Source organism: Mucilaginibacter sp. (assembly GCF_041660805.1).
GTDB lineage: Bacteria > Bacteroidota > Bacteroidia > Sphingobacteriales > Sphingobacteriaceae > Mucilaginibacter.
This window is the reverse complement of record NZ_JBAZVP010000013.1, coordinates 1-15704: the sequence shown is the minus strand read 5'-3', so window position 1 is coordinate 15704 and position 15704 is coordinate 1. Positions and strand designations below refer to the sequence as shown.

The 15704-nt window shown below is 41.4% G+C and carries 20 protein-coding genes and 1 pseudogene; 3 read left to right on the top strand and 18 right to left on the bottom strand.

Annotated elements, in window-relative coordinates:
- A complete protein-coding gene (locus WC743_RS16375) occupies positions 1-909 on the bottom strand; it encodes an ABC transporter ATP-binding protein (protein WP_373013545.1) in 909 nt (302 codons plus the stop codon).
- 89 nt (positions 910-998) lie between these two features.
- On the opposite strand from WC743_RS16375, the gene WC743_RS16370 reads away from it, so the two are divergent.
- Positions 999-1994: a nucleoside hydrolase gene (locus WC743_RS16370; protein WP_373013543.1), complete on the top strand. Its 996-nt coding sequence runs from the start codon at positions 999-1001 to the stop codon at positions 1992-1994.
- A 62-nt stretch (positions 1995-2056) separates the two neighbouring features.
- Here the strand turns inward: WC743_RS16370 and dnaJ are convergent, their stop codons facing one another.
- From dnaJ to WC743_RS16340, 6 genes are all read right to left on the bottom strand, one after another.
- Entirely contained in the window at positions 2057-3220 is a 1164-nt protein-coding gene (gene dnaJ / locus WC743_RS16365; RefSeq protein ID WP_373013541.1) for a molecular chaperone DnaJ, read from the bottom strand.
- A 139-nt stretch (positions 3221-3359) separates the two neighbouring features.
- Positions 3360-3950: a nucleotide exchange factor GrpE gene (locus WC743_RS16360; RefSeq protein ID WP_373013539.1), complete on the bottom strand. Its 591-nt coding sequence runs from the start codon at positions 3948-3950 to the stop codon at positions 3360-3362.
- 68 nt (positions 3951-4018) lie between these two features.
- On the bottom strand, positions 4019-4087 hold the full coding sequence (locus WC743_RS16355; RefSeq protein WP_373013762.1) for a hypothetical protein: 69 nt from the start codon (positions 4085-4087) through the stop codon (positions 4019-4021).
- Between the two features lie 40 nt (positions 4088-4127).
- Positions 4128-4811, bottom strand: coding sequence for a cell division ATP-binding protein FtsE (locus WC743_RS16350; RefSeq protein ID WP_373013538.1), 684 nt, complete (start codon positions 4809-4811; stop codon positions 4128-4130).
- A gap of 4 nt (positions 4812-4815) precedes the next feature.
- Entirely contained in the window at positions 4816-5019 is a 204-nt protein-coding gene (locus WC743_RS16345) for a fructose-6-phosphate aldolase (RefSeq protein ID WP_373013537.1), read from the bottom strand.
- 109 nt (positions 5020-5128) lie between these two features.
- Entirely contained in the window at positions 5129-6151 is a 1023-nt protein-coding gene (locus tag WC743_RS16340; protein WP_373013535.1) for an acyl-CoA reductase, read from the bottom strand.
- 101 nt (positions 6152-6252) lie between these two features.
- Between WC743_RS16340 and WC743_RS16335 the strand changes: the two genes are divergently transcribed.
- A complete protein-coding gene (locus tag WC743_RS16335; RefSeq protein ID WP_373013533.1) occupies positions 6253-6606 on the top strand; it encodes a 4Fe-4S dicluster domain-containing protein in 354 nt (117 codons plus the stop codon).
- 104 nt (positions 6607-6710) lie between these two features.
- The gene (locus tag WC743_RS16330) at positions 6711-7472 is read left to right on the top strand and encodes an NlpC/P60 family protein (RefSeq protein ID WP_373013531.1); all 762 of its coding nucleotides are present in this window, start codon (positions 6711-6713) and stop codon (positions 7470-7472) included.
- On the opposite strand, the gene WC743_RS16325 is transcribed toward WC743_RS16330, so the two are convergent.
- The 11 genes and pseudogenes from WC743_RS16325 to hisG all read right to left on the bottom strand — a co-directional run.
- A complete protein-coding gene (locus WC743_RS16325) occupies positions 7469-8371 on the bottom strand; it encodes a WD40 repeat domain-containing protein (protein ID WP_373013529.1) in 903 nt (300 codons plus the stop codon). The two genes, WC743_RS16330 and WC743_RS16325, sit on opposite strands and share 4 nt — an antisense overlap.
- Positions 8372-8457: 86 nt before the next feature.
- Positions 8458-9045 carry a bifunctional phosphoribosyl-AMP cyclohydrolase/phosphoribosyl-ATP diphosphatase HisIE gene (hisIE, locus tag WC743_RS16320; protein WP_373013527.1) on the bottom strand — a complete coding sequence of 196 codons (588 nt, stop codon included), beginning with the start codon at positions 9043-9045 and terminating at the stop codon, positions 8458-8460.
- Between the two features lie 117 nt (positions 9046-9162).
- Positions 9163-9966 carry an imidazole glycerol phosphate synthase subunit HisF gene (gene hisF / locus WC743_RS16315; protein ID WP_373013525.1) on the bottom strand — a complete coding sequence of 268 codons (804 nt, stop codon included), beginning with the start codon at positions 9964-9966 and terminating at the stop codon, positions 9163-9165.
- Between the two features lie 36 nt (positions 9967-10002).
- A pseudogene (locus WC743_RS16310) lies at positions 10003-10086 on the bottom strand (hypothetical protein); the annotation flags it as partial.
- A gap of 13 nt (positions 10087-10099) precedes the next feature.
- Positions 10100-10300: a DUF559 domain-containing protein gene (locus tag WC743_RS16305; RefSeq protein ID WP_373013523.1), complete on the bottom strand. Its 201-nt coding sequence runs from the start codon at positions 10298-10300 to the stop codon at positions 10100-10102.
- Positions 10301-10350: 50 nt separating this feature from the next.
- A complete protein-coding gene (locus WC743_RS16300) occupies positions 10351-11100 on the bottom strand; it encodes a HisA/HisF-related TIM barrel protein (RefSeq protein WP_373013521.1) in 750 nt (249 codons plus the stop codon).
- A gap of 3 nt (positions 11101-11103) precedes the next feature.
- The gene (gene hisH, locus WC743_RS16295; protein ID WP_373013519.1) at positions 11104-11754 is read right to left on the bottom strand and encodes an imidazole glycerol phosphate synthase subunit HisH; all 651 of its coding nucleotides are present in this window, start codon (positions 11752-11754) and stop codon (positions 11104-11106) included.
- 36 nt (positions 11755-11790) lie between these two features.
- A complete protein-coding gene (gene hisB / locus WC743_RS16290) occupies positions 11791-12939 on the bottom strand; it encodes a bifunctional histidinol-phosphatase/imidazoleglycerol-phosphate dehydratase HisB (RefSeq protein ID WP_373013517.1) in 1149 nt (382 codons plus the stop codon).
- The gene (gene hisC / locus WC743_RS16285) at positions 12939-13985 is read right to left on the bottom strand and encodes a histidinol-phosphate transaminase (protein ID WP_373013515.1); all 1047 of its coding nucleotides are present in this window, start codon (positions 13983-13985) and stop codon (positions 12939-12941) included. Before hisC ends, hisB begins: the two co-directional genes overlap by 1 nt.
- 134 nt (positions 13986-14119) lie before the next feature.
- Complete coding sequence (hisD, locus tag WC743_RS16280; protein ID WP_373013513.1) at positions 14120-15406, bottom strand: histidinol dehydrogenase; 1287 nt, start codon at positions 15404-15406, stop codon at positions 14120-14122.
- A gap of 98 nt (positions 15407-15504) precedes the next feature.
- Positions 15505-15704, bottom strand: a 200-nt coding sequence (gene hisG / locus WC743_RS16275; protein ID WP_373013512.1) for an ATP phosphoribosyltransferase, incomplete at its 5' end; no start/stop codon positions are given.

Here is a 15704-nt window from a genome sequence, read left to right as displayed (position 1 = left end):
TTATGCTATTAGATTTACTTTTTCGATAAAAATTTCGTTCATGCTCGGGATAACTTCCTGCAGCATGTTAATGCGCGTTTGGGGTATCAAGTATTGCAGCACATCGTTTGATGTATTATTTCCGTTCAGCTTTAGGCGGATGGTGTGGGTATTATCATCACCTGTTAATTCACTTACCACATCAAATGGCTGGTTGCCGTCAAAGCTTAATTTTTCACCGGCATATTCCACCAGGTAAGTATCATTACGGTACGAGCGGCGGATAGCTTTAACTTTACCGTCGAGTATCTTATGCGATTTGTGGATGAGGGCAATTGCATCACAAAGCTCCTCTACAGATTCCATACGGTGTGTAGAGAACAGGATGGTAGCACCTTTGCGATTTAATTCCAGTATCTCATCTTTAATAATTTCGGCATTTACCGGGTCAAACCCGCTAAAGGGTTCATCCAGAATGATCAAGTCGGGCTCATGCAAAACTGTAGCTACGAACTGTGCTTTTTGCTGCATCCCTTTTGATAGTTCTTCTATCTTCTTTTTCCACCAGGTTTCCATGCCCAGTTTATCAAACCAAAATTTCAGGCGCTGGGTAGCTTCCGCACGGCTTAGACCTTTCAGGCGGGCCAGGTAGATCATCTGTTCGCCTATTTCCATTTTTTTGTACAAGCCGCGCTCTTCAGGCAAATAACCAATCCGCTCAATATGGTTTTGATTAAGCTTTTGGCCGTTAAAGTACACTTCGCCGGAATCAGGGGCGGTTATTTGATTAATAATACGGATGAGTGAAGTTTTGCCGGCGCCATTTGGGCCTAGCAAGCCATAGATCTGGCCTTTTTCAACTTCTAAACTTACATCGCTTAACGCACGGTGACCGGCATATTGTTTAACAATGTTGCGAATGCTTAGCATATCAGGGTTAGTTTTTGCTAAATTAGATATAGGTAGGGTGTGATTGTTACACGGATTAATTATATATTAGTTGGTTAACCAATTTAGTCATGAACAAATTTACCTTACTCTTCACATTTCTTTTTTATATAACAGTAATTGCCGAATGCCAAACTATTAAGCAAAAGCCCTGCAATATTATCTTTGATACAGATATGGGCCCCGATTATGACGACGTAGGGGCCATAGCTATTCTGCATGCGATGGCTGATAAGGGAGAAGCAAAAATATTAGCTACCATGGCCAGCACAAATTATGAAGGCGTAGCCGGCGTACTAAGTGTATTTAACACGTATTTTAAACGCCCCAATACTCCCATAGGTGTGCCAAAAGGGTATGCCTTAAGCCTGCGCGATACCCAACACTGGACAGATACAGTATTGGCTAAATATCCGCATCAATTAAAAACTAATAGCGAAGCAGAGGACGCGGTGAAGCTTTACCGTAAAATACTGGCTGCCCAGCCGGATGGCAGTGTAACCATAGTTTCTGTAGGATTTTTAACTAACCTGGCTAACCTGCTACAATCAGGTGCGGATGAATATTCGGCGCTTAGCGGGCAAAAGCTTGTGCAGAAAAAGGTAAAATTATTGGTAAGCATGGCAGGAAAGTTTCCCTCCGGATGGGAATTTAATGTGATGAAAGATGCAACAGCAAGTCAGCATGCTTTTGATAACTGGCCTACACCGGTTATCCTTAGTGGGTTTGAGATAGGGGAGAAAATAAAAACGGGTTTGCCTTTAATAAATAATGCTGCTATAAAAAACAGCCCGGTAAAGGATGTATTCAGCTTAAGTATCCCAAAGGCTGCCGAGGATTCAACCGGCCGCAAAAGCTGGGACGAAACGGCTGTATTAGTAGCTGTGAGAGGTTACTCTGCATATTATACCTTGCATAAAGGAAAAATTACAGTAGCTAATGAGGGTAATAATGCATGGGATGATGGAGGAACCCTGCATGCCTACCTTGTAGAAAAAATGCCGGCAAAAAAGGTGGAAGACATTATTAATGACTTGATGATGCACCAGCCCAAAATGAAGCCGTAAAAAAGCCCGGAATCTTAACGATCCGGGCTTCATATTATCTTTCCGATTTTTCTGATTATCTATTACTCAAAATATTCCTTCATCCGTTCAAAGAAACTTTTCTCGTTTTTGCCCGGGTTTGGTTTAAAATTAGGTGAACCCTGTAGTTTTTCTAAGATCTCGCGTTCTTCGCGGCTTAGCGCTTTTGGTGTCCAGATATTGATGTGTATCAGTTGGTCGCCGCGGTGGTAAGAGTTTACTTCCGGAACGCCTTTACCTTTTAAGCGTAATATTTTACCGCCCTGTGTGCCCGGCTCAATTTTTATTTTGGCCTTGCCATCAATTGTTGGCACTTCAACACTTGTACCCAGGGTTGCGTCAACAAAGTTCACATGCAGATCATAGATCACATTGTTACCGTCGCGTTTTAAAGTTTCATGAGGAATTTCTTCTATCAGGATGATCAGGTCTCCGGGTACACCACCGCGTGGGGCAGCATTACCTTTACCGCTCATGCTTAACTGCATGCCTTCGCTTACACCAGCCGGAACGTTTATAGTAATGGTTTCTTCGCCGCGTACAACACCGTCGCCGTGGCAAACATTACATTTTGAAGTGATTATTGATCCTTCGCCGTTACAGGTAGGGCAGGTGCTGGTTGTTTGCATCTGGCCCAAAATGGTATTGGTTACCCTGCGTACAGATCCCTGGCCTCCGCAAGTTTTACAAGTTGTAAAAGATGATTTATCTTTTGCGCCTGTGCCATCGCAGGTTTTACAAAGTATTTGCTTGTTTACCTTTATTTTCTTTTCGGCACCGTTGGCAATTTCTTCAATGGTTAGCCTTACTTTAATACGTAAGTTACTGCCGCGTGCAACCCTGCGGCCACTGCCACCTTGCCTGCCGCCGCCACCAAAAAATCCTTCAAATGGGCTGCCACCGCCAAATATGTCACCAAACTGGCTAAATATGTCGTCCATATTCATGCTTCCGCCACCATAGCCACCGCCATTTGGTGATGAAGCATTAGCAGCATGGCCAAACTGATCATACCGCTGGCGTTTTTCGGGCGAGCTTAACACTTCGTAAGCTTCAGCAGCTTCCTTAAATTTTTCTTCGGCTTCTTTATCCCCCTCGTTCTTATCCGGGTGATATTTGATAGCCATTTTACGATATGCTTTTTTTACCTCATCAGCATCAGCGCCTCTGCTAACACCAAGCACATCATAATAATCTCTTTTAGCCATGTTTTTATTTATTGATTTAGTGAGTTAGCGAATTAGTGATTAATTCAGCGCTCTACTTATATATTCAATTAATAAATGAGTGATGGTTTAGCGAGATGTAATTCACTAATTCAGCCCTTCACTAATTCACTAACTATCTTTATGCTCCAACAATTACTTTCGCAAAGCGGATAACTGTATCATTAAGCTCATATCCTTTTTCCATTTCATCTATCACACTTCCCTTCATATCATCTGTAGGGGCAGGGATATTGGTAATAGCCTCGTGTAGGTCGGCATTAAAAGGCGAGCCTATTGACTGCATTTCTTTTAAGCCTTTTTGCGCCAAAATATTCTTCATTTTATTTTGAATAAGCACAACACCTTCTTTAACAGCAACAATATCGGTTGCGTTTTCCATTGATCTTATAGCACGTTCAAAGTCATCCAATACGGGTAAAAGGGCAACAATTACATCCTTACCTTCTGTTTTACGGGCTTCTTCGCGTTCTTTTGCAGTTCTGCGGCGGAAGTTATCAAACTCGGCATATAAGCGTAAAAACTTATCATTTGCCTGTGACAGCTCTTCTTTACACTTCTCCTCTAAAGAAATGGTGTTCTCTGTAACCTCAACCTGTTGAACTTCTTCTTGTCCGTCAGTTTGTCCGCTTTCGTTTGCCATTTCAGCTGTATTTTCACGGGTTTCTGAATCTTCTTTCTTCTTTTTCTTTAACATGTCATTAAAATTCATAAGCAAATAATGCTAATCAAGTATCCTGCCATCGGGTTTAATCCGACAAGCTGTCAGTAGTAATTAAATTAGTCGGTTAAGTTTGCAGTTTTGAGTTGGCAGTCACTAAGTATTGCAGATACCAGTTGGCAGTTCACAAATTCTGCCTTCCTGCTAACTGTGCCTATTGCAAACTGTCTATGCTATCTGAACATCCTCTAATACTTTGCCGTTTTCGCATTTAATAATGCGCGATGGGAAAGTGCGGATGATATGATAATCATGTGTGGCAATTAATACCGCGGTACCCGACTGGCTGATTTGCTTTAACAGCAGAACGATCTCTTCAGATGTATCAGGGTCAAGATTACCGGTTGGTTCATCGGCCAAAATAATTTCAGGATTATTTAACAGGGCGCGGGCAATCACCACACGTTGCTGTTCGCCGCCTGATAGTTCATGCGGCATCTTTTTTAACTTAGAACGAAGGCCTACTTTCTCAAGTACATCCAATATCCTGTCAGATATTTGTTGCTTATCTGTCCAGCCGGTGGCACGCATAACAAACTGGAGGTTTTGCTCAACAGATCTGTCAGTCAGTAACTGAAAGTCCTGAAAAACGATACCCAGTTTACGGCGCAGGTAAGGAACATCCTTATCTGCAAGTTTACTTAGCTCATAACCGCAGGCATGGCCTGTGCCGCTTGGAACACTTAAATCGCCATAAATAATTTTTAGCAAGCTGCTTTTGCCTGAACCTGTTTGGCCAATAAGCCATACAAAATCACCTTTATCAATATGCAGATTAACGTTTGACAGCACCAAATGCTTTTGCTGAAAAACATCAATGTTGTTTAATTTTATAATAGAGTTTCCTATCATGTTATTATAGCTCTAATTTTAATATTTTACCAAAAGGCAGGTCTTTTACAATATTCATTATATAATCAAATTTGTGGCTCAGGCCCACCTTATCCAGTGATTTCTCAGGCCTGTCAACCCTAAAATAAGCCAGCAACGTAAACTTATCATCCCGCAGCTGTACATAGTCGGGTATTTTGGCAACGCCTTTAACTTTTATTATATACATTGTTTTAGTCATTGGGTCATTAGTCATTAAGTCATTCTTAAAACGGTTTGTTAACCAATTACCTAATAACTCAATGATTAATCACTACTTCTCCAAAGGTATTGTAATTTTAAAGATTTGACAAGAATTCCATTGTATCAATGCCATCGGCATAATCCCATAATTGCGGATACTGGCTTTGGCCAAAAGTTACCTGCTGATTTTTTATTTGCAACGGAACTCCCGTTACTATACACTGCAATTGATCGGTTTGCTCTTGTAAAAATTTTTCTGCCAATTCAATGCTATCGTAAGTATCATAAAACAACACTGCCAGTGGCGAAACCAGCCGGGTATCCTGCTTAACTAGTAAAAAACCGTTATCCAGATGTTCATCGCGGTTTACCAGGTAAATTGATTTATTGTAATCGTAATTGTTATTGTATTTATGATGGTTGATAATAGGGTTAAAATCTTCTATCGATTCAAAAAAGAAATTAAAATTGTAACCAGCAGGTACTAATAATTTAGATACGTTGCGGCAGCCCAGGCCATAATAGTCAAAAATATCATGGCCCAGGTTATGCAGGTCCGCGGCCGTTTCGTTACCCGTTAATAAGGCTATACTGTTGCGGTTTTTGCGGATTATGTTAGGCACTTTGCCAAAATAGTATTCAAAATAGCGCGATGTATTGTTACTACCGGTGGCAATAATAGCATCAAAATTTACCAGTCGCTCAACAATACTAAACTGATCTTTATAAGAAGTTTCAATATCAACCAGCTTGCTTAAAACGTATTTAATAAGTCGTGCATCTTGCGATGATGCTTTTATTAAAGCATGGTTACCGGTTAATAAAACGCACAATACATCATGAAAACCCACCAGTGGTATGTTACCTGCCAGTACTAAACCAATTTTTTTGCCTGCTTTATTTTGGATATTATATCTGCTCAACCATTTTTCAAGGTCTTCTGCATTTAACATTTCTCCGGTTGCTACAACCGCCCGTAATACACTTTCTGGGGTAAACCAGGCATTGTATTGGCGCTCAGAATCAATAATATGCATTAATTGGGTATCAGGGGTTGCTAATTGCTTTCCTAATTCTGTAAAAATGTTTATAGTAGTTGAAATATCTAATTTTGACATATATATGTTAAGCGGGTAAACCCTTAAAGCCTTTTTTTGTTATATTTGCATACTTTGCAAGTTGGACAAAGTTAATTGAGAAAATAAGAATATTTAATAATATGGCGATTATAATCACCGATGAATGCATAAACTGTGGAGCCTGCGAACCAGAGTGCCCCAATAATGCAATTTATGATGCGGGAGCCGGCTGGAGATTTTCAGACGGTACGGGTTTAAAAGGAATTATTGATTTTGGCGATGGCAATACATTAAATGCAGAAGAAACTCAGGCTGCATTGTCTGATGATATATATTACATTGTACCTGATAAATGTACCGAATGTGTAGGTTTTCATGACGAACCACAGTGTGCCGCGGTTTGCCCGGTAGATTGCTGCGTTGATGATGAAGACGTTAGAGAAACAGAAGAAGAATTGCTGGCCAAAAAGGACTGGCTGCACATGAACGAATAATAGTAAAAAATAATTTACCTTAGAGGGGAATGCGGATAACGCATTCCCCTTTTTTATGTTGTAATATTTTTTGTGATTATACGTAATTATTTGAGATTTTTTATATGGAATACGGAATTTGTAATCTTGCAATTGTACCCTTACGTGCAGAACCGAGCGACCGCAGTGAACAGGTATCGCAGGTGTTGTTTGGCGAAGCCTTTGAGATTATAGAATGGAAAGAAAAGTGGGTTAAAATAACCACAGCTACCGATAACTACACCGGCTGGATAGACAGGTTGCAATTTACTATGCTTGGCCATATGGCTTATAAACGCCTTTTGCAAACACCGGCCCCACTAACGTTTAAGCCCGTTACACAAGCCTGGAAAATTCTTGATAATTCAATTATATATTTGCCGGCCGGGAGCTCTCTTGCGTTTTTGGAAGGGACTACAAGCTATATAGGCAACCAAAAGTTTGAAATTATAGGTGAAATAGGTGAAAACGACTATATCACCAACATTGCCAAATCTTACTTAAATGCACCTTATTTATGGGGTGGCCGTACCCATTTTGGTATTGATTGCTCGGGCTTTACACAAATTGTATTTAAGTTGATGCGCATTAACCTGAGGCGGGATGCTTCTTTACAAGCCGAGGATGGTATGCTTGTAAATAGTTTAGCCAAAGCAAAATTGGGTGATCTGGCCTTTTTTGGCGCCGAAGAAAACCGTATAACGCATGTAGGCATCCTGCTAAACAACGGACAAATTATTCATGCATCGGGTAAGGTTAAGATAGATACTATTGATAATGAGGGGATCTACTCTGAGGAATTAAAAAGGTACACGCACAAACTTCGTGTGATAAAACGGTATTACTAAAACGTTACGTCCCAGCAGATCACTTTTTTATCGTCGCTTACTGAAAGTAGCTGATTGCCGTTCCATGCCAGTTTGTTAATGGATAGGGCATGGCTGTCATAACCTTTTTCGCGGCTGATTATCTTACGGAGCTTAAAATCAGAGGCATCCCATATTTTAATGCTTTTATCCATACTGGCAGTAGCAAAGTATGGTAGCGTGGAATGAAATGCAATGTGATTAACCGCAAATAAATGTGCCGGAATATTTTGAATAAGGCTATAGATTTTATTATCCCATATCTTTACCTGTGCATCCCTGCTGCCTGATACCAGGTATTCGCCGTTTGGTGAATATTGTAAGGAAAAAACAGCCATTGTATGGCCAATTAATGCTTTAATTAAACTGTAATCCTCAAGGTCATATATTACTATGCGATTATCGCGGCAGCCAAAAGCGACCCGGTTTTCTTCGGGATTAATAGTAATGCAGCGTACGGTGTCATTTGATACCGCAATACTATGCACTAACTCTAAAGTATTCAGGCTCCATACAGATACCGTACCGTCTTCTGAAACTATCAGCAATTCATTCTTTTTAACCGATGACTTGATATCAAAGATTGGCTTAACATGATGCCTTAAGCGATGCGTTATTTTTTGCTCTATAAAGTTGAATACCAATACCTCTCCGCTGCGCAGCCCGGCAAACATCAACGGGTAACCAACCGGGCAATGGATAGCATAGATAGACGTAGGCACCGGGAACATTACTTTAATGAACGAATTACTTTCCAGGCTCCATTCTACCAAACCTTTATCATTGCCACCTGTAAACAATATCCCCGGCTTTTGTGAAAGTTCAAGGGTAAATATTGGGTTACTATGGCCGGTAAGTTCTGCTGTTTTTTGTACTTCCATTTTGGTTTGCGGTAGGCAGTTATCAGTGGGCAGTTATCAGTTTGCAGTATTAAGATGCTAACTGCAAACCTAAAACTGCTAACTCTCTACTTGTGTCTTTCCTCTAAATTTTTTGCTATTCGCTCTAAATTTAAACCTTTTTCACGAAGCAGTACCAGTAGGTGAAACACCAGGTCTGATGATTCATTGATAAGGTCGGTTTCTGTTTCTGCAAGAGCTGCTATTACAGTTTCTACGCCTTCTTCACCAACTTTTTGGGCTATTTTGTTCAGGCCTTTATTCCGTAGCTTATTTACGTACGATCCCTCTTGCGGGTTTTCATACCTGTCGGCAATGATGCTTTCCAGTTGCATAATAAAGTTCTGATTATAATCTGTTTGGAAACAGCTGCGTGATCCGGTATGGCAGGTAGGGCCATCAGCTTTAACCTTTATCAGCAGGGTGTCGTTATCACAATCAATATGCATAGTTTTTACATGCAGGTAGTTATTGCTGGTTTCTCCTTTTGTCCACAAGCGGTTTTTTGAACGGGAAAAGAAAGTGACGATATTTTCATGTACGGTTTTATCATAAGCTTCCTGGTTCATATACCCCAGCATCAGCACTTCGAGTGTTTGCTCATCCTGTATAATAACCGGCACTAAACCGTCTGTTTTGTTAAAGTCGATGTTCATAGTTATCTGTTTTAAATCCCCTCTCGAGAGGGGGCGTGGAGGGTTGTGTATTGGCAGGGGTGTGTCATTCGCAGAGTAAACACACCCCTAACCCCTCTCAAGAGGGGAACCAAAGGCTTAAACCCTTACCTCAATATTATTTTGTCTCAAAATAGTTTTCAGGTCTGGGATCAGTATTTCACCATAATGAAAAACTGATGCTGCCAGTGCGGCATCAACATTTGTTTGCTGAAATACATCAACAAAATGCTGAACAGAACCCGCCCCCCCTGATGCGATGACCGGGATGTTTACCGCATCATTCACCAATTTAAGCAACCCATTATCAAAACCTGCTTTTGTGCCGTCATGGTCCATAGATGTTAGCAGTATTTCACCTGCTCCACGGTCTTCGGCTTCCAATATCCAGTTTAACGTTTCTTTTTCTGTGGGCAGGCGGCCGCCATTTAAATGTACAATGTTTTTATTGCCCATTATCCTTGTATCAACTGCTATTACTACAAACTGTACACCAAATGCTTTAGCCAGTTCATCAATTAAAGCAGGGTTACGTACCGCGGCCGAGTTTATGGATATTTTATCGGCTCCGGCATTTAATAAGGCATCCGCATCGGCAATTTCATTTATGCCCCCACCAATGGTAAATGGGATATTAATTTGCCTGGCTACTGATTTTACCAGCTCCACCATTGTTTTGCGGCGCTCAACAGTTGCGGTAATGTCCAGAAAAACCAGTTCATCGGCGCCTTGCTGCGAATAATTCCAAGCCAGTTCAACCGGGTCGCCGGCATCTCGCAGATCAACAAAGTTCACACCTTTTACAGTGCGGCCGTCTTTAACATCAAGGCAGGGGATGATTCGCTTGGTTAACCCCCCCCGCCCCCTGAAGGGGGAGCTAATGTTTGCTTTTATAGTTGTCAAAACTTTTTCAAGTTGATTAAGTATCTCGTTGTTATTAAATCGAAGAAATTTTATGCCGTCGGCTTCAAGACTTCCTTGTCTTTGTATGTCGTTCGCGGCTACTTCAGGTAGCTGATGAATACTACCATCTAATTCAATTATTAATTTGTGTTGATGGCAATAAAAATCTGCTATATATATTTCCTAACGGATGTTGCCTTCTAAATTTCACCCCAAGTCTATTGCCTTTTAAATATCCCCAAAGAGTAGTTTCAGCCAGGGTTGGATTATTACGAAGGCCTTTGGCATTCTCAAAAATCTTTGACCCAGCACTGAGAAAAAGTTGCTTACTCATACATCGTTGAAATGGCTATTCAAAAGCTCCCCCTTCAGGGGGCTGGGGGGTTATATGGAAATAAGTGATTCTAAATTCCAGTTTTTAATTTCTTCAATACTAATGTGGTTTTCATAGATGGCTTTTCCAACTACGCAGGCTTCTACTTTTATTTTACTTAGTTGTTCAATATCAGCCATTGAACTTACACCGCCCGATGCGATCAGTTTAATGAATGGAGAATGATCAAGCAGTTTTTCATACAATTCAACACCGGCACCGCCTAATTTGCCATCCTTGTTAATATCAGTACATAGAAAACGGTAAAAGCCTAATGCCAGGCACTTATCTACATAATCCATCAGCTTAATTGGAGAGCTTTCCATCCAACCGGAATATTTGATCACTTCGTCGAGCACATCAATAGCAATAACAACCTGGTCGCTGCATTTATCCTTGCCACAAACCGCTTTACTCAGGTCTTCTAAAAAAGTTGGGTTGGTTATGGCTTGTGTACCAACAATAACGCGGTGAACGCCGGCATCTATCAGCTCTTTTACTTTCTCAATACTGCGGATACCGCCGCCATACTGTACCTGCATATCTGTTTTACGGATTACATCAAACAAATATTGCTGATTGCTAAAATCGTTTTTAGCGCCGTTCAAATCTATTATATGAATAAAATTGGTGCCGTTAGATTGATACCTTTCAATCATTTCTTCCAGCGTAACATCGTACTCTGTTACCTGCTGATAATCGCCCTCACGCAATCGTACAACCTTTTTATTTAAAATATCAATAGCGGGGATAATATACATGTTTTAAATTTTTGAGAAATTTTTAAGTAATGTTTCGCCATGCACGCCAGACTTTTCAGGGTGAAATTGTACACCGTAAAAATTGTCATGCCAAATTGATGCCGAAAATTTATTTATGTAACTTGTTGATGATAAAGTGTATAATGGGTCATACTCAATAAAGTATGAATGTACAAAGTAAAAGTGTGATCCGACAGGAATATTTTCAAAAAGTGGATTTTCTTTCTCTGCAAATACCTGGTTCCAGCCGGTGTGCGGCACTTTAAAAGGGCCATTGCTGGCGAATTTAAGCGTTTTTACAGGGAAAATATTCAGCAGACCGGCATCGCCCTCCTCACTATGTGAAGTGAGCAGCTGCATACCTACACAAATACCCAAAGTAGGTTTATTGAGCGCTTTTATGGTAGGCACAAGGCCGGTTTGTTCCAGTTTATGCATAGCAGCACCTGCATGCCCAACGCCGGGTATAATATAACGGTCATACTGTTCAAAATCTGCTTCAGAATTGATCATGCCATAGGCAATCCCCAACCGCTCTAATGCAGCAGTGAGAGAAAAAATGTTTCCGGCGCCGTATCTTATTATACCAATCCCCCCGCCCCCTGAAGGGGGAGTTTCTGAATGTTTTAAAATATTTTCATTTGTATCAATCATTTTATTCAAAGTTCCCCCTGCAGGGGGCGGAGGGGGTTAAAGTAGTCCTTTAGTACTCGGTAAAACCATTTTGTTTACATCGCGCTTTACCGCCACTTTTATGGCTTTGGCAAAGGCTTTAAATATAGCTTCAATTTTGTGATGTTCGTTTTGTCCTTCGACTTTTATATTCAGGTTGCATTTTGCCGCGTCACTGAAAGATTTAAAGAAGTGGTAAAACATCTCTGTAGGCACATCGCCAACCTTTTCGCGCTTAAAATCTGCTTCCCAAACAATCCAGTTTCGTCCGCCAAAATCAATAGCTGCTTGTGCAAGGCAATCATCCATAGGGAGACAAAAACCATAACGCTCAATGCCCATTTTATTGCCTAAAGCAGTGGCAAAAACTTCACCCAGGGCAATACCTGTATCTTCAATGGTGTGATGTTCATCAATATGCAGGTCGCCTTTGGCAATAACAGTCAGATCTATGCCGCCATGGCGGGCAATTTGATCCAGCATGTGGTCAAAGAAATTTAAGCCAGTTGATACCTTTGACTCGCCGGTTCCATCAAGGTTTATTTTAATATAGATATCCGTTTCTTTTGTAACCCGGCTATGTTCAACAACACGTATGCCCAGCTTCAAAAACTCGTAAATATCTTTCCATTCGGTAGTTTGCAGGGCTACAACAGAGGCAATGCCATTATTTTCATCCGTTTTAAATTCATGATCTCCCAAGCCCGATTTATTGTTGAGCCATATGCCTTTTGCGCCTAAATTTTTAGCCAGCAAAATATCATTCTTGCGGTCGCCTATAGTAAAGGAGTTTTTCAGGTCGTACTTTTCAGCATCAAGGTATTGGGTAAGCAGGCCTGTTGCCGGTTTACGGGTAGGGGCATTGTCGGCAGGGAATGTACGGTCTATCGCTTCGTATGAAAAGTGTACGCCCTCGTTCTCAAATGTTTTTATGATGAGGTTGTGCACCGGCCAAAAAGTATCTTCCGGATAAGATGCTGTTCCTAAACCATCCTGATTGGTTACCATTACCAGCTCATAATCCAATTCGGCTGCAATTTTGGGCAGGTATTGCAATGCGCCGGGATAAAATGTAAGTTTCTCGAACGAGTCTATCTGCTCGTCTTCAGTTTCATTAATAATAGTACCATCTCGATCAATAAAAAGTACTTTTTGCAGCTTATTCATTATTTATATTGCTGTAAGGTGTCAATCAATATTTTATTTTCATCAGGGGTGCCAATGGTTATCCGCAGGCAGCCTTCACATAATTCTACATTTGTACGGTTACGGATGATGATGCCATTTTGCACCAGAAAGTTATATATGCCTTTAGCATCTGTTGTTTTTACGAGGATGAAATTCGCATCAGATGGGTAAATGTCCAGCACAAAATTAAAGTCCTTTAAAGTGAGCACTAATTTATCGCGCTGTGCTAAAGTTTCCTTTATCCATTCGTTAACCTGCTGTACATTATTTAATGCCTCTAAAGCTAATTGCTGTGAAGCCTCGTTAACGTTATACGGCGGTTTTACCTTGTTCATTACTTCTATTATCTCTTCGCTTGCAAAGGCCATACCTACACGTAAACCGGCCAATCCCCATGCTTTTGAGAGAGTTTGCAGTACAACAAGGTTGGCGTACTCGGTTAGTTCCTGTATAAAAGTTTTTTGGCGGCTAAAGTTGATGTAAGCTTCATCAATAACAACAATACCGTTAAAATTGGCCAGCAGCGTTTCTATATCATCCCGGTTAATGGAATTACCGGTAGGATTGTTTGGCGAACAGATAAAGATCAGTTTAGTCCGCTCGTCTATAGCTTCTGCAATCCCTTCCAGGTTTAGCTGGTATTCTTCGGTTAATAATACCTTGCGCACTTCCACATCATTTATATTGGCCGATACCTGGTACATGCCATAGGTAGGCGGAACAATGATCACGTTATCTACCCCCGGGTTACAAAAGCTGCGGAACAGGATGTCGATAGCTTCATCGCTGCCGTTACCTACAAATATATTGCGTGCGGGAACACCCTTAATTTCGCTCAGGCGCATTTTTACCTGGTACTGCATTGGATCGGGGTAGCGGTTGTATGCTGTATCCAACGGAGAGCCGAATGCGTTTTCATTAGCATCCAAAAATACGCTTGCCTCGCCCTGGTACTCATCACGTGCAGAAGAGTAGGGGGTTAGGTTTTTTATGTTTTCGCGTAGTATGTTATTTATATCGTACATGTTATTCTATTCTTATATGTTATTGCGAGCGATGGCCTCACCTAAATCCTCTCCAAAGGAGAGGACTTTAAAACTTAGAACCCTCTCCTTTGGAGAGGGCAGGGTGAGGCTTCGTACCTCGCAATGACATAATGCTATTTATTCATCCTTATACTCACCGCATTCCTATGCGCGTGCAGGCCTTCCATTTCGGCCAGTATTTCTACTGCAGGGCCTATATTTTGTACCCCCTCATCAGTTAAATGCTGAAAGGTTATCTTTTTTACAAATGAATCTACCGATACACCCGAATATGCCCTTGCATAGCTGCTCGTAGGCAGGGTATGGTTGGTGCCCGATGCATAATCGCCCGCACTCTCCGGCGTTAAATTTCCCAGGAAAACAGATCCTGCATTTTTAATGCCAGCCGTTAGCTGTTGCCAGTTATTGGCAGCCAATATCAAATGCTCGGGAGCGTATTCATTACTGAAATTCATGGCCTCATCTAACGTATTGGCTATGATGATGTAAGAATTATCCAATGCCTGCTTAGCAATTTCTGCACGGGGCAATACGGCTAATTGTTTCTCAACCTCGGCTGATACTGCTTGTGCGATGCTTTCTGATGTACAAACTAATATAGCCTGGCTATCAATACCATGCTCGGCTTGTGCCAGCAAATCGGCAGCTACGTAGGCAGGTTTGGCGGTTCTATCAGCAATTACTAATACTTCTGATGGCCCCGCAGGCATATCAATGGCAGTAGTAGTTGTAGACTGGATAATGGTTTTGGCCTTCGTTACAAACTGGTTTCCAGGCCCAAATATCTTATCCACCTTTGTAATTGTTTCGGTGCCATAAGCCATAGCGGCAATGGCCTGTGAGCCACCCGCCAGATAAACTTTATCTATACCCAGCATTAAAGCCACGTATGCTATAAACGCATTTACCTTACCGTTTTTTTGAGGAGGGGAACATACTACTATCTGGTCACAACCTGCAATACGTGCCGGGATGCCTAACATTAAAAAGGTAGATGGCAATACCGCCGTACCACCAGGAATGTAAAGCCCAACTTTTTCAATAGCCCTTAATTCGCGCCAGCAAGTTACGCCAGGCATAGTTTCAATCTTGTCCTCAGTTTTTAGCTGCGCCTTATGAAATTTATAAATATTAGCATAAGCGGTTTGTAAAGCCTCTTGCTGCTCGGGTAGTATAGCGGCTGCAAGTTCCTGTAGTTCGGCTTTATTTAAATACAGCTTGTCCAGTTGAACTTTATCAAATTTATGGGCATAATCAAACAAAGCACGGTCGCCATGTTGTTTTACATGGTCTATTACTTCTTCAACCAACGCGCGTATCTCATTTGCCGGGTCAACATTACGCTGAACCAGTTTTTGGATATCCGCTTCACTTAAATCTGAATAATTGAATGTTTCCATTGCCTCACCCCCAACCCCTCTCCAAAGGAGAGGGAGTATCTATGTTATGTTAAAGCCCTACTTCAAGTCCTCTCCAAAGGAGAGGATTTAGGTGAGGCCTATAATATTATTTTCTCTATCGGCATTACTACAATGCCTTGCGCTCCGGCTTGTTTTAGCTGGCTTATCCTATCCCAGAAATCACGTTCAGGGATAACAGTATGTATCGCCACCCAATTGGCCTCTGCCAATGGCACTACCGACGGGCTTTTTACGCCCGGTAATAATGCAATAACTGTATCTAAATTCTTGCGTTCTA